Origin of the sequence: Citrobacter amalonaticus (assembly GCF_002918555.1) — a bacterium.
In the GTDB taxonomy this organism is placed as follows: domain Bacteria; phylum Pseudomonadota; class Gammaproteobacteria; order Enterobacterales; family Enterobacteriaceae; genus Citrobacter_C; species Citrobacter_C amalonaticus_A.
In genome coordinates, this window is record NZ_PQMB01000005.1 from 253,809 (window position 1) to 269,892 (window position 16,084).

At 55.1% G+C, this 16,084-nt stretch carries 10 protein-coding genes and 1 pseudogene; 4 read left to right on the forward strand and 7 right to left on the reverse strand.

Annotated elements, in window-relative coordinates; all coding sequences use genetic code 11:
- Window positions 1–22: 22 nt before the first annotated feature.
- The 6 genes from bcsC to bcsR are packed head-to-tail and all read right to left on the reverse strand — an operon-like array spanning window position 23 to window position 10,529.
- Window positions 23–3,505: a cellulose synthase complex outer membrane protein BcsC gene (gene bcsC, locus C3432_RS21075; RefSeq protein ID WP_103778561.1), complete on the reverse strand. Its 3,483-nt coding sequence runs from the start codon at window positions 3,503–3,505 to the stop codon at window positions 23–25.
- Window positions 3,487–4,593 carry a cellulose synthase complex periplasmic endoglucanase BcsZ gene (gene bcsZ, locus C3432_RS21080; protein WP_103778563.1) on the reverse strand — a complete coding sequence of 369 codons (1,107 nt, stop codon included), beginning with the start codon at window positions 4,591–4,593 and terminating at the stop codon, window positions 3,487–3,489. Before bcsZ ends, bcsC begins: the two co-directional genes overlap by 19 nt.
- A 6-nt stretch (window positions 4,594–4,599) precedes the next feature.
- Window positions 4,600–6,951, reverse strand: a complete 2,352-nt coding sequence (gene bcsB / locus C3432_RS21085) for a cellulose biosynthesis cyclic di-GMP-binding regulatory protein BcsB (protein ID WP_103778565.1) — start codon at window positions 6,949–6,951, stop codon at window positions 4,600–4,602.
- Between the two features lie 10 nt (window positions 6,952–6,961).
- The gene (gene bcsA / locus C3432_RS21090) at window positions 6,962–9,580 is read right to left on the reverse strand and encodes a UDP-forming cellulose synthase catalytic subunit (protein ID WP_103778567.1); all 2,619 of its coding nucleotides are present in this window, start codon (window positions 9,578–9,580) and stop codon (window positions 6,962–6,964) included.
- Window positions 9,577–10,329 (reverse strand): cellulose biosynthesis protein BcsQ, encoded by a 753-nt coding sequence (gene bcsQ / locus C3432_RS21095; protein WP_103778569.1) that lies wholly within the window; start codon window positions 10,327–10,329, stop codon window positions 9,577–9,579. Before bcsQ ends, bcsA begins: the two co-directional genes overlap by 4 nt.
- Before the next feature lie 11 nt (window positions 10,330–10,340).
- Window positions 10,341–10,529 carry a cellulose biosynthesis protein BcsR gene (gene bcsR, locus C3432_RS21100; protein WP_103778571.1) on the reverse strand — a complete coding sequence of 63 codons (189 nt, stop codon included), beginning with the start codon at window positions 10,527–10,529 and terminating at the stop codon, window positions 10,341–10,343.
- Window positions 10,530–10,804: 275 nt separating this feature from the next.
- Between bcsR and bcsE the strand changes: the two genes are divergently transcribed.
- From bcsE to bcsG, 3 genes are read left to right on the forward strand one after another with little or no spacing between them, the layout of a single operon-like run.
- On the forward strand, window positions 10,805–12,364 hold the full coding sequence (bcsE, locus tag C3432_RS21105; RefSeq protein WP_146050947.1) for a cellulose biosynthesis c-di-GMP-binding protein BcsE: 1,560 nt from the start codon (window positions 10,805–10,807) through the stop codon (window positions 12,362–12,364).
- Window positions 12,361–12,552, forward strand: a complete 192-nt coding sequence (gene bcsF / locus C3432_RS21110) for a cellulose biosynthesis protein BcsF (protein WP_103778575.1) — start codon at window positions 12,361–12,363, stop codon at window positions 12,550–12,552. Before bcsE ends, bcsF begins: the two co-directional genes overlap by 4 nt.
- A complete protein-coding gene (gene bcsG / locus C3432_RS21115) occupies window positions 12,549–14,228 on the forward strand; it encodes a cellulose biosynthesis protein BcsG (protein WP_103778577.1) in 1,680 nt (559 codons plus the stop codon). The genes bcsF and bcsG overlap by 4 nt, the downstream gene beginning before the upstream one ends.
- 240 nt (window positions 14,229–14,468) lie before the next feature.
- On the opposite strand, the pseudogene C3432_RS28085 reads toward bcsG, so the two are convergent.
- A pseudogene (locus C3432_RS28085) lies at window positions 14,469–14,639 on the reverse strand (type II toxin-antitoxin system RelE/ParE family toxin); the annotation flags it as partial.
- 185 nt (window positions 14,640–14,824) lie between these two features.
- Here C3432_RS28085 and megL point away from each other — a divergent pair.
- Window positions 14,825–16,021: a methionine gamma-lyase gene (gene megL / locus C3432_RS21125; RefSeq protein ID WP_103778581.1), complete on the forward strand. Its 1,197-nt coding sequence runs from the start codon at window positions 14,825–14,827 to the stop codon at window positions 16,019–16,021.
- Window positions 16,022–16,084: the final 63 nt, after the last annotated feature.

The window sequence follows — 16,084 nt, forward strand, 5'->3', positions numbered from 1 at the left end:
AAGAGAAGCGCTATCTGAAAACTTACCAGTCGGCATAAGGTACCAGCGGTTGCGGCGGCAGATCCATATCCCCCTGCCATCCGGCGGCGGAATAACGCACGTACAACAGGAGATGACTTGGGGTGTAATCTTTCGCTTCCTGAATATCAACAGAGGTTCCCACAAACCAATTCGACGTCACCCGACGCTCGATCAACGCCCGCGCCGTATAGCCGAAGCCCTGGCTGCTGCCGCCGTCGTTGGTCTGCTCGCTCGCAGCCTCGCGATAATCCGACGGAATGAGATTTAACAATGGATAACGCGGCATCGTCTTTGTCCGCGAATGTGACCAGGAAGCCGATCCGCCCAGTTCCCATGACCAGTTCTCAGTACGCTGACGCCACATCACCGGCACGGCAAACGACAAATATTCCTGAGGGCTATAATAGCCGCCCTGTCCCAGCGAATAACCACTCAGGTCCTTGTCGTAGTGCCAGATCATATTGTTCAGACCTACGGTGACGCGACGGTTATTCTCGTTGATGATCTTGTAGTAGTAACCGGTCATCCAGCGTACACGCCAGTTGTCTTGCACATTCTTACCGGTGAGCCGATCGCCGCTGAGCGACGCCCAGACGCCGTTTGCCTCACCTTGATCATAGCTCAGGCCGATCCCGGCACCGTCTGCCCGCACGCCGCCCCATTTCTTACCGGTGTTGCTCGGCGCGTCTTTCTGACCACCAAAAGCCAGCAAAGAGCTGGAGACAGGCCGACGGTGGGCGTTCAGCGTATAACCCAGCGGACCGATATCATCGCTGTAGCTCACGCCGCCGACCACATCAACCACGTTGAAGCCCATCGGCGTGGTACCAACATCCCAGCTCCAGGTGTCATTTTCCCAGCCAACCGCCACGCTCGCGCCGGTACCAGACTGGCTGCGGTTGCCGCTACAGTCATACAGTGTGCAGGTCCCCCAGTTATTGTCCCATTTGCCGTTCTCGTCGGCGGAGAAACTGCCGACGTTCATATTGACCAGATCGGTACGGAAGAACATTCGGCCATCAGAGTACGGCGCATCCACATGCAGCATGGTGGTGTGCGCTTTCAGATCGGAATATCCACCGGTGCCGCTTGAGCCCCAGTAATCATGTTCCAGGGTGACGTTCAGATCCTGCTGACGGTATAAGTCCGCCGCATCGCTGCGCACACCGCGTTTTAGCCAGTCGTCTGTCTCATCGTTCCGGGTCAGTCGGGTGAACGTATCGTTATCCTGCGGGCGCGTTGGCGTCACGCCGGAGGCGACCATCGCGTCTTTATATGTCTCCAGTGCCTGTTGCGGTTCGCCCGCCTGCGCCTGGAACTTCGCCGCATCGCGCAGCACCATCGCGCTTTCCATTGAAGGCGGTTGTGATTTTGCCTGCGGGATTATGGTGTTAAATGTCTGCTGTGCCGCAGCGGTATCGCCGAGCTGCATTTGCGCCAACGCCACCCGGCGCTGGGTATTGATTGACGGCACTTCTCCCGCCGCCGGGGCGGGCAGTTTTGCCAGCTGCGCACGTGCCGCGGGTTTATCCCCCTGGGCAAGAGAAACTTCGGTTAGCCCCAGCATGGCATCCACATTTGCCGGTTCACGAGCCAGGACGGATTCATACGCGGCACGGGCGGCGGCGTAGTCACGACGCTGCTGTGCCCAGTCTGCCAGCGTTAAGTCAATTCGTGTGGAAGGCGGCTGCTGACGCAGCATCGCTTCTGCGTCACGTTCTTTCCCCCCGTCACGCAGACGGTTAGCCGTTTCCAGTACCTGGTTGCTTTGCAACCGATCCACCAGCTCCTGAATATTGTCGTTCCACTGGCTGCGCGGCAGGCTGTTAATATGCGCCAGCGCCGCCCGGTCCTGATCGTTGCCGGAAAGGTACAGTCCGTAGGCATAAACCTGATCCGGATCGGTCGGTTTTTGCCGCACCAGGTCGCGCATCTGCGCATCTGCCTGGCGGTGTTGCCCGGCCTGCCAGAGATCGCGGGACAGGCGATACGTAATCCAGACGCTGCCCGGATCCAACGCCAGACGACGGCGATGCAGTTCTGCCGCCTGCGCCCAGTTACCCTGGTTTTCCAGCGTCTCTGCCTGCTGTGCCAGACGGTCGTTTTCCAGACTACGTTCGATATCATCGATACTGCGACGCTGGCTGGCAGAAAGCGACGCGATAAACGCAGAGGCTTTCTCCGGTGACTGCTGACGATAAATATTTGCCAGACCGCGTACGGCGTTGCTGTTGTCACGATCCATCCGTAGCGCTTGCTGATAGAAGCGTTCAGCCGCAGGATAATCCTGACGCGCCATCGCCACATCACCCAACCCCAGCACGGCATAGCTATCGGTGTTATCGATATTTCTCGCCTGTTTATAGAAGCGTTCAGCCTGGTCAGGACGGTTCGTTTCCAGCGCCGCGTCACCCTGCTGAATAGCCAGCCAGTAGCTGTTCATCGTCAACAGACTTTGCCATTTATCGCTGCTGCTGCTTTGCGGATCCATTGCCAGCGCTTTTTTAAACTGCGCCACGGCGCTGGCACGATCGCCCCGCTGGGAATACGCCTGCCCCAGCGCGCCAACGGCTTCGCTGTCGCTGTGGTTTACGCTCACGGCCTGCTGAAGTTCACGAACGGCCTGATTACCCTGACCGGCGTCCACCGCAGCCAGAGCCTGCGCCCGGGCGCGTAATACCGGATCGGCGAGCTGTTGCTGCTGCTCGTTTAACTTACCGCGCGCTGCGGTGACGTTATCGCCATCGCTGAAGAGGGTCAGGTACTTTTGCAGCGCCTTCACGCTGGCATCGCTGACCGGCAGATCTTTTATCTGGGAATACCAGATGTCCGAAGCGGTATTACGCCCGGAACTGGATTTCGCCATCTGTTCCAGGACCGCAAAACCTTCATCGCGTCGGTCGCTGCTAAACAGCAGCTGCGCCAGATTATTTTGCAGCGCGGTATTGCCAGGATTGCTGGCATTGAGTTTTTTAAGCTGGGTAATCGCTTCGTTACGCCGGGCGGGAACTTTTGCTACCGTGTTCCAGTATTCCAGCGCCATGTCACCATTCGGCGGATTGCCTTTAAACAACTTATCGTAAGCAGCAACGGCTTCTTCGGCGTGTCCGGTCGTGGCCTGCAATCGCGCCTGTTGCAGGGCCGCAACCCCTTCAGGCGTCGAGAGCAACATGGTGGTTTGCGATGACTGATACGCGTGGGAACTCGGGGCTAACTGCGACAGTCGGTCGAGCTGTTTCTGCGCTCCGGCATTATCCCCCTGACGCAGCAGATAGCGAAAACGGGCGGCAACGACATCCGGGTTATTCGGATCCATCAGCTCCAGACGGTAAAGCGACTGCTGCACTAAATCTTCGCGGTGCGTCGCTTCCCCCAACCGTACCTGTTCCAGCAGTTGCTGTTGCGCGGAGGGGGCGGCCTCAGCAAACGGCATGACAGTAATGCCAAGAGATAAACTGAGTAAACTTAGTGTGAACTTGCGCATTCCTGGCCCCAGTCAGGTAGTAACTCACCTTTGACGGTGAAGCGAAAACGATGCTCATCCCAGCCTTGTCCAAAGAGGGTTAGCATGTAGTTGTAATAGGCATCGCTGCCAGGAAAGTTATCCATCACGCGCTGTCGCTGCACCGCGGTAGCATCACGATTTTGCAGAAACGGCAGTAAGGCCGCTGAAAAGCCCGGCGGGCCATCGCCCTGAGCTTTTCCGCTGGCGACGTCCACTTTCTCCGGTGGAATACCATTTTTTGTTGTCAGGGCGGCCATCGGTTTGAGTCGTCCAAGTAATCGCGCTTTCTGCGGGTCGCCGTCATGCATCATTCCCGCCCACAGGTAGACACGAATCGCATCGTAGCTACCGATCAGCGTTTTTTCCGGCTTCAGCTGCCAGCCTTTGTTTTTTTCATAACGCACCCAGTCAGGCGAAAATCCTTTCGGGGCCGTTTCCATCAGCAGGCGTTGGTTGGTTTCGCGCAACGTCGTCCAGGGCGCGCCGAAACGGGTGAAATACTGTGCCAGCTGTGGAGGGAGATAGCTGGGGTTGAAGCGCCAGCTGTTTTCTTCGACAAAGCCCACTTTGCCCGGCAGCAACATCGAACCCAGACCAGGCACCGTCACGACCTCTTCACGGGCGATGCGTTTAAGGAGCGCTGTACCAATGTCGGTGTAACGGGGCTCTTTCCACAGCCTTCCTGCCTCCAGCAGCGACCAGGCCATCCAGATATCGCCATCGGATGCGGAGTTACTGTCCAGCACGCTCCAGGTCGACGGATCTTTTTGTCCCCACAGCCAGGCGGGCAGATGCTCCTTTAAAGAGCCCTGTGCCAGATTGTTTTGCGTCCAGTCGAGGATAGCGTCAAACGCCGCCCGATCGTTCGCGGCAAGGGCAAAGAACATGCCGTAACTCTGCCCTTCCGAAGTGGTGATTTTACGCGAGTCGCTGGGGTCAATAACCCGCCCCTCTTCGCTGATGTAATCCTTTTTAAACCGATCCCACGCCGGCCAGTTACAGGCCGCCTGAACGCTCAGCGCGGTCAGCATTAACACCACCACCATTCCACTTCGTAGCGCATTCATAATCGGTTACTCACGGTCAGGATTAAGACGACGGCGGCTGATAATACGCAGCAGGCGCCACAGTACCCAGGCCAGCAGTACGACGCTGATTGCCGCCAGCACGGCCAGCAGCACCGGATGATTCGACAGGGCATACCACAGACGTTCAAACCACGGTAAATGTCCGACGTAGTAAACATCCCCCACGCGCAGGCTGTTCACACCGGATTCGCGAATGACAGAGACAGAACCAAACATCACCGCGCGTTTGCCGCTGTCATTAATTGCATCATTCAGCAATTCATAACCACGCGGACTGTCAGCCAGCAGCGCAATCACGCTGCGTTGGTCGTTGAACGGTGACTGGAAGCCAACAATGGCGGCCATCGCGCCAGAGGAGCTGATCGTTGACTGCGCATTCGGCGTGCGATCGATTTCGTCCGGCATAATGCTCGGGAAGGCCGCCTGGCGCATGGGCGTTCTCACCCAGCTTTGCGTCGCCTGCACCAGTAAATCGATATGTTTGTCATCCTTCAGCTTGTCCGGAATAGCGCCGATTATCATGATGTCAGCGTCTTTGCCCTGAATCTGACTGCCGTCATCGGCGATGGTCAGATTCAACGCCGGAAAGCCGGTTTGCGCGCCAATGATGCCGGTCATATCCAGCAGGGTTTGCATTTGCGCTTCGTTTGGCGTTTTCGGCATCACGGCGATGGTTTCCGACAGGTCGGCCATCCGGCTGAACGGGAAACCGGCATTCGCGAAGGCGCGCAGATCCGGCATTTCAAGAAAGTGATAATACTTCGAGAAATCAATGGTGGAATCGTCGCCGATCACCACGTGATTCGGCACCGACTGGAAGGTGACACAGTTATCCACCGAACCGCCCGGCATCGGGTTCATGTACTCGAAGTTAAAGCGCAGCTGGTTGGTGGTGCCGAGCTTCAGCGCCGGAATCGACACGTCCGTTTTATCGTCCAGTAGGCCCTGCAACACCGGCAGACGCAGCAACAGGCGATTGCTCTCCTGATTCGAACTCAGGCTAAAGGCTTGCAGAAACTGGTTGTTCAGGCTGATGTCCATCCGCGAACTGTCTTTCGTCGGCGGCGTGGTGTAACGGTAGTTGATATTCATATCAATACCGGTACTGCGCAGAAGATAGAGATCCGGCGGCAGGTTCAGCGAAAGGTTGATTGGCGCAGGTTCCATCCCGGAGGACTGTAACTGCTCCTCATAGGTTTTCAGCTCACCAAAAGTGACCGGACGGTCAGTGCGCACCCAGTTCGGCGCATCGTACGGTTTGCGTGCCACCAACGGTTTGACGTCATCAATGGTGACGCTGCTCCCACGGAACAGAACGTTCCCCTGGGCAATGCCCTTCGCCGCCATCAGCAGATCGTTATCGTCGCGACCAAACACCACCAGCAGTTTTATGTACGGATCTTCCGGGTGCGAGATCATTTCGATCGTCGGCGCTTTTACCGCGGGATGATCGCGCAGGAAGTCAGGACGCTTATCGTTGGTGGCAAAAACAATCGCGTTACGATCCGGCAGTTTGTTATACAGCACGGGGAAGTGCTGTCCGCGCCAGACTGCGCGGGAACCAAACCACGATGAAACGATAGATGCCGCCTGCTGTTGCTCACGATCCGGCGCGCTGGCAAAAACCATCGGCAGGGTCATTGTCCGGGTATCACGCGGATCGAAGAACGGCACCGGGAAGTGTGACAAATCGTTTTGCACTTCCAGCGTCTGGTAGGTGAGATTGAGCACGCTACTGCGCCCCACGTCCAGCCACAGCGTGCTGCTGGCCGGGTTCTCACAAATATGTTGATAGTGTCCGACAAACTCCAGACGAACGCGGTTGAAATCGGTGATAAACAGCGGGTTGATCGGCATCTGCGCCAGCGTCTTTTTCCCTAACTGTTCTTCCGTCACCGGCAGTACGCCCATCAGTTCATCATTGAGATAGACCTTCAGCTGCGACTGCACCGGCAGCAGCGATGGCGATGGGGTGTACTCAAGATTCAGTACCGCCTTTGAAACCACTTCATCGCTACGCATACCAAACTCAATACTGCCGTTCGGATTCACCCCGCGCAGCACCATGCTGCCCGGCGGCGGCGCAATTTGCGCGAAGGTCAGCTGCACGTCGCGGGAAGGCCCATGCTGCGCAACGATCGGCGCATCAGCGCCCGGCACGCCTGGCATGACCTGTCCTACAGGCTGATTTTCATCCACCGGCGCTGCAACGGCGGGTACCCCGGCTGGCTCAGTATTGATCAGCGGTTGGGTCGCAGGCGTTGCATTCGCCACGAAAGCGGGGAGCGCGCTCATCCCCATTGCCACTGCACAAATCCAGGAAAGTTTTCTTTTCATCGCGTTATCATCATTGTTGAGCCATAACCTGTTCCGGCTGCTGCACCGCGTCTTCCCGCTCAGGACGACGCGGCACAAACGACACAATCCAGGAAACCAGGGAAGTCAGAGACTGGAAAATTACTTTGACGAAAGACGGGGCAAACTCCGCCAGATGGCGATAGCCGCGGAAGCCCAGCTTCAGAATGTCCAGCAGACTTTCCAGAGGTTTATCCTCCGGGAAACTGTCCTGCCAGAGCGCCCATGTATCCGCACGGGCAAACGTACACTGCACAAAATCGATATGCTGTTTGGTGGTAAGCGGCATCAGTTGCAGCCCCACTTCGTCACCCCACACTCGCGCCACCTGCGTCGGGAAGACATACTCCTGTTGGCCGCGTTTAAGCAGTAACTTGATTTTCTGCCCTTCCAGTACCCGGGCCTGACCGTTGATCCTGATCCCCAGCCCACCGTCAGAGAAATCATGTACGGTGCACGAGAACAGATGACCATCCTCACGGACAATCGCCGCGGGCATAGACATTTCAACACGGTGTGAACGTCTGACCTGTTTACTTTCCACCGACACCGCCACCGCGCCGCCAAGAATAATCAGGTTGTAGAAGACCCACACCAGGCTGACGGTCACCGTGAACATCTCGTTTTCCGGACCATAGAAATAACGCCAGATACCAACCGCCACGCCGAGCAGATTAAGCAGAACCAGGTAGATATAGGGGCGCGAGATCACCCAGTCGACGTACTCCTCTTCCACCAGTCCGCCTTTCGCGGTGACGTTGAATTTCCCTTTATGCGGGTTAATCAGCGCCACCAGCGTCGGCGGGGCGATGTACCAGGCGAGCACCGTTTCATAGATTTCACTCCAGAAGGAATGTCGATATTTGCCCTGAATCTTCGAGTTGGTCAGGCTGGCGTGAATCATGTGCGGCAAAACAAACAACGCAATCATCAGCGCAGGGGCGTAGATGATATAAGCATGCAGCAACAGAAACGCCAGCGGCGCGGTCAGGAAGATCAGTCTGGGGATCCCGGACAGGAAGTGGAACATGGCGTTGATGTAGCACAGGCGCTGGGCAAACTTCAGCCCTTTCCCCTTAAATGGGTTATCCAGACGGAAAATCTGCACCATTCCCCGCGCCCAGCGAATACGCTGTCCGATATGCGCAGAGAGGCTCTCGGTTGCCAGCCCTGCCGCCTGTGGAATGCGCATATAGGCGGAGGTATAGCCCCGACGATGCAGGCGCAGCGAAGTGTGCGCATCTTCGGTGACGGTTTCTACCGCGATGCCGCCAATTTCATCGAGCGGCTTGCGACGAATCACGGCACAAGAACCACAGAAGAAAGTAGCATCCCACATGTCGTTACCATCCTGCACCAGACCGTAGAACAGCGTGCCTTCGTTCGGCGTTTTACGAAAACGTCCCAGGTTGCGTTCAAAAGGATCCGGTGAGAAGAAGTGGTGCGGGGTCTGCATCATCGCCAGCTGTTTCTCTTTGAGGAACCAGCCCACCGTCATTTGCAGGAATGAGCGCGTGGGGACGTGGTCACAGTCAAAGATGGAGACAAATTCACCTTTGGCGTACTTCAGCGCATTGTTGATGTTACCGGCTTTTGCGTGCTCGTGAGTGGTTCGGGCGATGTAGTGAACCCCGACGTCCCGGGCAAACTGCCTGAACTCTTCACGTCCGCCGTCATCCAGAATCCAGATATTGAGCTTATCTTTCGGCCAGTCGATACCCAGCGAAGCGTAAATGGTGTTTTTCACCACGTTAAGATCTTCGTTATACGTTGGGACGAAGATATCCACCGTCGGCCACAGCGCCATATCCTTCGGCAAAGGGACCGGCTGACGGTTCAGCGGCCAGACCACCTGGAAGTAGCCCAGCACCAGCACAATCCACGCGTAGGTTTCAGCAAACAGCAGAACCAGGCCGCAGACCAGGCTAACCGGATCGTTCCAGTTGAGCGTGGAGGTGTAGCGCCACCAGATATAACGGCATGATACCGTCAGCGACAATACAATCAGCATTAGCGCGGAAAAACGCCCCGGCAGGCGACGAACCACCAGCGCCACGCCCCATAACAGCATCAGGAAGATAAACTGTGACAGTGGATTGAAAGGCTGGGTAATACAAATCAGCGCCAGAATCAGTGAGAAGGTGACGATGATACCGAGGATAAAACGGCGCGCCCCGAGGCTAAGATGACCAAGCTCTTTTTGTTTATCCAGGTGGGTCGTGTTGTGGCTGAAACGCCCTGGCAAATCCTCCATCCACTGATGGTAACGGCCACGTATTCCGTGCAGGCGAGAAAAGCGCTTCCCGCGCGATTCGGTATTTTCTTTACGCGAGGTTGTCGCTATCAGCCACAACGTCTGAATGGCGTAACGTGCCGGATCCAGCGGACGCGGACGGGCGGCGTTAATATGCGGATAGAGGGCTTTACGTTCGGCGCGAATACGCTGCCAGCGGGGATGCTCCAGCGGAATAAAGGTCCACGCCAGAATCACCCACAGACAGCCCAGCGCCGCGCTAAATGGCGATGCGCCATGACGACGATAGTCCTGATAGCGCTCGCTCAGACGGGCGCTAACCGGCGGAACAAGCAACCACCGGGACAGGATATTCATGATGTGCTCCGGACCACGGTTTTATGACCTGAGTAATGAAGCAGGCACCAGTTCGCCAGCGTTAATACCTCTTCTGCCGCCAGTGAATCACTACGGTATTCGCCCAGCGGCTGTTTTGACGCCATGCACTCTGCTACGGATTCGTCACGATGGATGACCATCGGCAACAGGCCTTTCTGGCTCTGAAGCCAGACCTGATAAAGATCGTCCTGTAATTGGCTACCCACACGCAAATCGTTAATCAGGATGTGCGATCCTCCCGGCAGCGCCTGCTGATGAAGACGAACATGGCTGTTCGTATCCACCTTCACTATTGCCAGAGTGTGATCGCACAGATTCACCAGCTGACGCGTAAGCTGCGCTGAGCCATGAGGCAAATCCAGTAAAATCCAGCGATAGCGTTGGCTCTCTTTAAGCGCAGATATCCCCGCGCAAATTTCACCCAGTTTTTCCTGCCATTGTTCAGGATTCATTCTCTCTTCAGCGGTCAACTGGCCAAATGGCAGCAGATCGAGCTGCGAGGTGTAGCGCAGACCGGCATCTTGCCAATCCCGTCCGTCCAGAATAGCTCTGGCCCAGCCATCCCGGTGTACGAAATCCACGTTGAAAAACAGACGCAGCTGATTGTCAGGACTGGTATCGATGACCAGAACGTTTTCCCCGAGCATCTGCAATGACCAGCCCAGCGCCGCAGTGATGGAGGTTGTTCCTACGCCGCCACGTATCCCCTGAAGTCCCAGAATACCCATCCACGACTCCCTTATTGTTGTTGCGCAAATTCAGCCAGCAACGGCCAGCGTTTAATCGCAGAAGCCAGTTGCTCGCGTTGGGAAATATCGGTGTAATCGATTTCTGGCAATGAAAACGCCTGACTTAGCGCCAGAAAGTCATTTTGAAAGGTATAGCCTAATGCTGAATCAGGCAGAGTCGTGGATTCGTTGTCAGACATTTTATTTATCCCTTTTGAAAATACTCGCCCTGCTTCAGATCATTTTTCTGTCAGCATCCAGTCCCTTCCAATCGACAATAGCAACATGGAGGATCGTTCATTTTTCACTTTGCGTTGCGCAACAAATAAGCGCTGAGGCCAATGTCAGGAGGCATCCAGTCCACAAAATTGATTCATATGCTAAATCTGATACGTTTTAATTTCAATGTTAGGTTTATTTCTGTACTTTCGCTAGTAAACTGATAAACAGACAAAATAGCGACCAGAGGAACGCTGTGAACCCCATATTCTCTCTAGGTATCTCATCACTATGGGATGAACTTCGCCATATGCCAGCTGGCGGTGTCTGGTGGATTAATACCGATCGTCATGAAGATGCCATAAGTTTAGTGAATCAAACCATTGCATCTCAAGCAGAAACCGCCAAAGTTGCGGCCATTTGCATGGGCAGCGATCCGAATAAAATAATCAAATCAGAAGATTCTCATGGCCCGGAAAAAGTTTACTTGTTCTCTTTGCCAGATTCCGTGAATGGTCTGCATTTTTTGCCCCGTGATTTAACCTGTTCTGTTGATCCTGATAATTATTTATTCATTCTTATTTGCGCAAACAACGCATGGCAAAATATTCCATCAGAACGGCTTCGCCAGTGGCTGGATAACATGAGTCGTTGGGCGCGGTATCATCAATGTACTCTGCTGGTGATGAATCCAGGCAACAATAATGACAAACAATTCACTTTGTTGATGGAGGAACATCGTTCGCTTTTCGGTCTTGCCAGCCTGCGCTTCCAGGGCGATCTGCATCTGTTCGATGTCGCTTACTGGTGTAATGAAAAAGGGGTTAGCGCACGTCAGCAGCTTACCGTTCGCCATCATGAAGGACAGTGGGCACTGGTACAGCAGAAAGAGGCAGAGCTACAGCCCCGGAACGACGAAAAGCAGATCCTCAGCAATATTGCTGTTCTTGAAGGCGCGCCACCGCTGTCGGAACACTGGAAATTATTCGATAACAACGAAGCCCTGTTCAATGAAGCGCGTACCGCTCAGGCCGCAACGCTCATTTTTTCATTGCAGCAAAACAGCCAGATTGAACCACTGGCACGCAGTATTCATACCCTGCGCCGCCAGCGGGGAAGCGCGCTGAAAATCCTGGTGCGGGAAAATATCGCCAGCCTGCGCGCCACTGACGAACGTTTGCTGCTGGGCTGCGGAGCCAATATGGTTATTCCGTGGAACGCCCCACTCTCTCGTTGTCTGACGCTTATCGAAAGCGTGCAAGGACAGCAATTCAGCCGTTATGTTCCGGAAGATGTCTCTACGCTGCTGTCGATGACCCAGCCCGTGAAGCTGCGTGGTTTCCAGAAGTGGGATGTTTTCTGCGAAGCGGTGAGTAATATGATGAACAACACCCTGCTTCCCGCAGACGGAAAAGGGGTGATGGTGGCGCTACGCCCGGTCCCCGGCATTCGTGTTGAACAGGCGCTGACGTTGTGCCGCCCAAATCGTACTGGCGACATCATGACCATCGGCGGCAACCGACTGGTGCTGTTCTTATCTTTTTGTCGGGTTAACGACCTGGACACGGCGTTAAACCATATCTTCCCGCTGCCAACGGGCGATATTTTCTCCAATCGCATGGTCTGGTTTGAAGATAATTTGATCAGCGCCGAACTGATCCAGATGCGTTTATTGTCACCGGAAATGTGGGGGAAACCACTGCCTTTAACGCAGTCCGCAAAGCCCGTGCTCAATGCCGAACACGATGGTCGGGTCTGGCGTCACATCCCTACCGCTGTGCGATTACTGGATGATGAAGTGGAGCACTCGTCATGATGAACATTAACGATATTCTTCAAATCATTATCGTCTGCGCCCTGATTTTTTTCCCGCTGGGCTACCTGGCTCGCCATTCTCTGCGCCGCATCGGTAACACGATGCGACGTTTATTTGTCAAACCTCGTTATGTTAAACCGGCCGGAACGTTGCGCCGCACCGTGATTTCCAGGGCAACTAAAAAATGACTCAACAAACTCAACATACACCAATGCCTTCTCCACTCTGGCAATACTGGCGCGGTCTTTCCGGCTGGAATTTCTATTTTCTGCTCAAGTTTGGCCTGCTCTGGGCGGGTTATCTCAATTTTCATCCGCTGCTGAACCTGGTGTTTATGGCCTTTTTGTTGATGCCGATACCGCGTTACAAGCTGCACCAGCTCCGTCACTGGGTTGCCATCCCAATCGGTTTCGCGCTGTTCTGGCATGATACCTGGCTTCCTGGCCCGGAAAGCATTATGAGTCAGGGATCGCAGGTTGCCGGTTTTAGCGCCGATTACATGCTCGATCTGGCGACCCGATTTATCAACTGGCAGATGATTGGCGCCGTATTTGTTCTGCTCATTGCCTGGCTGTTTGTGTCGCAGTGGATCCGGGTGACTGTCATTGTGGTTGCTATCCTGGTGTGGCTGAACATCCTGACGCTGACAGGGCCGAGTTTCTCCCTGTGGCCAGCCGGTCAGCCGACAGACACGGTCACGACAACGGGTGGTAATGCGGCAGCGACGGTTGCCACTGCGGCCGGGACGCCGGTCGTTGGCGATATTCCTGCCCAGACCGAACCGCCAACGTCAGCCAATCTGAACGCCTGGCTGAACACCTTCTTTAACGCCGAAGCCAAGCGCAAAACGCCGTTCCCGTCCTCGCTGCCCGCAGACGCACAGCCGTTTGAACTGTTGGTGATCAACATCTGCTCGCTTTCCTGGTCTGATATTGAGGCTGCCGGGCTGATGTCGCACCCGCTATGGTCACATTTCGATATACAGTTTAAGAACTTTAACTCTGCCACGTCCTACAGCGGCCCGGCGGCGATTCGTCTGTTGCGCGCCAGCTGCGGTCAGTCTTCGCACATTAACCTGTACCAGCCGACGGGAAATGACTGTTACCTCTTCGATAACCTGTCGAGACTGGGCTTCACCCAGTATCTGATGATGGGGCATAACGGCGAGTTTGGCGGCTTCCTGAAAGAAGTTCGCGAAAACGGTGGGTTGCAGGCTGAATTGATGGACCAGGAGAAGTTACCGGTAGAGTTATTGGGCTTTGATGGTTCTCCGGTTTACGACGATTCCGCCGTACTGAATCGTTGGCTGGACACCACGGATAAAGATAAGGATTCACGCAGTGCAACGTTCTATAACACCTTGCCGCTGCACGACGGTAACCACTATCCGGGCGTAAGCAAAACGGCAGATTACAAAGTGCGGGCGCAGAAGTTTTTTGATGAGCTGGATGCGTTCTTTACCGAGCTTGAGAAATCGGGCCGTAAAGTGATGGTGGTGGTCGTGCCGGAACACGGCGGGGCGCTGAAAGGCGACAGAATGCAGGTCTCCGGTCTGCGTGATATCCCAAGCCCGTCAATCACCAACGTCCCGGTGGGCATCAAATTCTTCGGCATGAAAGCGCCGCATCAGGGAGCGCCAATCGAAATTACCCAGCCAAGTAGCTATCTGGCAATTTCCGAACTGGTTGTGCGTGCCCTGGACGGGAAGCTGTTTAATGAGGACAACGTAGACTGGACTCAGCTTTCAGGTAACCTGCCACAGACGGCGGCGGTTTCTGAAAACGACAACGCGGTGGTTATTCAATATCAGGACAAACCCTATGTACGCCTGAACGGTGGCAGTTGGGTACCTTATCCGCAGTAATGCGAAAAAAGGCCGCAGAGTCTCCCCTGCGGCCTGGTTCGGGCGCATGTTGCCATCACGGCAGGCAGACGCCCGCAACGCACATGACTTCCTGTTCCGTAGCAAGCTCACGACCAGGCTGACAAGAATGCCAGGCCGCTAAATCGTGCCAGAGACTGCGCGCGCGTCATATAGCCGCATGGTGTCAACGTAAAGCAGAAGTGGCACCTTCACGGTGAGACAGAGATGTCCTTCTTTGTTTCAGAGAATGCGTTTGACCGCCTCACTATAAACTTCCGGGCGCTCTCTTTTCCCCACAGATACGACAAAGACAACAACCTTTTCCTCTATGACCTGGTATACAAGGCGGTAACCTGGGGACTTTAGCTTTATTTTGTAGCTGTCAGGCATCCCACGCAATTTACCGCGCTGCGTAACGCCTCGCATTTTCCCTTTCCCACAGCAATACGCTGGAAAGATTCTTGCCAGCTGGCAACTTTTCTGACGGCCCGTAAAAAGCAATAACATTTAACTAATTGATATTTAAAGACTCCTTTTCTGGCACAGCGATTGCTATTTGAGTGTGAGCTGTTCTGTTCCGAATCAAAGGAGATATCATGTCTGACTGCCGCACTTATGGATTTCATACCCAGATCGTTCACGCGGGGCAACAACCCGATCCTTCTACTGGCGCGCTCAGTACGCCAATCTTCCAGACCTCGACGTTCGTTTTCGATAGCGCCGAACAGGGTGCCGCCCGCTTTGCGCTCGAAGAGTCCGGGTACATTTATACCCGCCTGGGCAATCCCACGACGGATGCACTGGAGAAAAAGCTGGCGGTACTGGAGCGAGGCGAAGCGGCGCTGGCAACCGCATCGGGCATTTCCGCCATCACCACCACGCTGCTGACACTCTGTGAGCAGGGGGATCATATTGTCTCTGCCAGCGCGATCTATGGCTGCACGCACGCCTTCCTGTCGCACAGCATCCCGAAGTTTGGCATTAACGTGAGCTTCGTCGATGCCGCAAAACCCGACGAGATTCGTGAAGCCATCCGTCCGGAAACCAAAGTGGTGTACATCGAAACGCCAGCGAACCCGACGCTCTCCCTGGTCGACATTGAGACAGTCGCCGGGATCGCCCATCAGCAAGGGGCGCTCCTGGTGGTCGATAACACCTTTATGTCGCCGTACTGCCAGCAACCCCTGCTCCAGGGCGCTGATATTGTCGTACACAGCGTCACGAAATACATTAACGGCCACGGGGATGTCATTGGCGGGATGATCGTCGGCAAGCAGGAGTTTATCGATCGGGCACGGTTTGTCGGGTTAAAAGATATTACCGGCGGCTGTATGAGCCCCTTCAACGCATGGCTGACGCTACGCGGCGTGAAGACGCTGGGCATTCGCATGGAGCGTCATTGCGAGAACGCGCTGAAGATCGCCCGCTTCCTGGAAAGCCATCCGAAGATAACCCACGTCTGGTATCCGGGGCTTCCTTCACACCCGCAATATGCGCTTGGCAAACGCCAGATGAGCCTGCCTGGCGGCATTATCAGCTTCGAAATTGCAGGCGGCCTGGAGGCTGGCAGACGCATGATCAATTCGGTAGAATTGTGCCTCCTCGCGGTCAGTCTCGGTGATACCGAAACCCTCATTCAGCACCCTGCGTCTATGACACATTCGCCTGTTGCGCCAGAGGAACGGCTCAAAGCAGGTATTACCGACGGGCTTATCCGTCTTTCGGTCGGTCTTGAAGATCCAGAAGATATTATTAACGACCTTGAACACGCTATCAGAAAGGCGACATTCTGACCCTTGCAGCCGGAGCAGGCCTCCGTCGGCTCCGACTGTAGAGAATCAAGGCACAACGGCCTG

What these genes read in the sequence shown, in the direction of transcription:
- bcsG (WP_103778577.1), top strand. Translation starts at nt 12,549, where the DNA reads ATGACTCAACAAACTCAACATACACCAATGCCTTCTCCACTCTGGCAA.
- bcsR (WP_103778571.1), bottom strand. Translation starts at nt 10,529, where the DNA reads ATGTCTGACAACGAATCCACGACTCTGCCTGATTCAGCATTAGGCTAT.
- bcsC (WP_103778561.1), bottom strand. Translation starts at nt 3,505, where the DNA reads ATGCGCAAGTTCACACTAAGTTTACTCAGTTTATCTCTTGGCATTACT.
- bcsF (WP_103778575.1), top strand. Translation starts at nt 12,361, where the DNA reads ATGATGAACATTAACGATATTCTTCAAATCATTATCGTCTGCGCCCTG.
- bcsZ (WP_103778563.1), bottom strand. Translation starts at nt 4,593, where the DNA reads ATGAATGCGCTACGAAGTGGAATGGTGGTGGTGTTAATGCTGACCGCG.
- bcsQ (WP_103778569.1), bottom strand. Translation starts at nt 10,329, where the DNA reads ATGGGTATTCTGGGACTTCAGGGGATACGTGGCGGCGTAGGAACAACC.
- bcsA (WP_103778567.1), bottom strand. Translation starts at nt 9,580, where the DNA reads ATGAATATCCTGTCCCGGTGGTTGCTTGTTCCGCCGGTTAGCGCCCGT.
- bcsB (WP_103778565.1), bottom strand. Translation starts at nt 6,951, where the DNA reads ATGAAAAGAAAACTTTCCTGGATTTGTGCAGTGGCAATGGGGATGAGC.
- megL (WP_103778581.1), top strand. Translation starts at nt 14,825, where the DNA reads ATGTCTGACTGCCGCACTTATGGATTTCATACCCAGATCGTTCACGCG.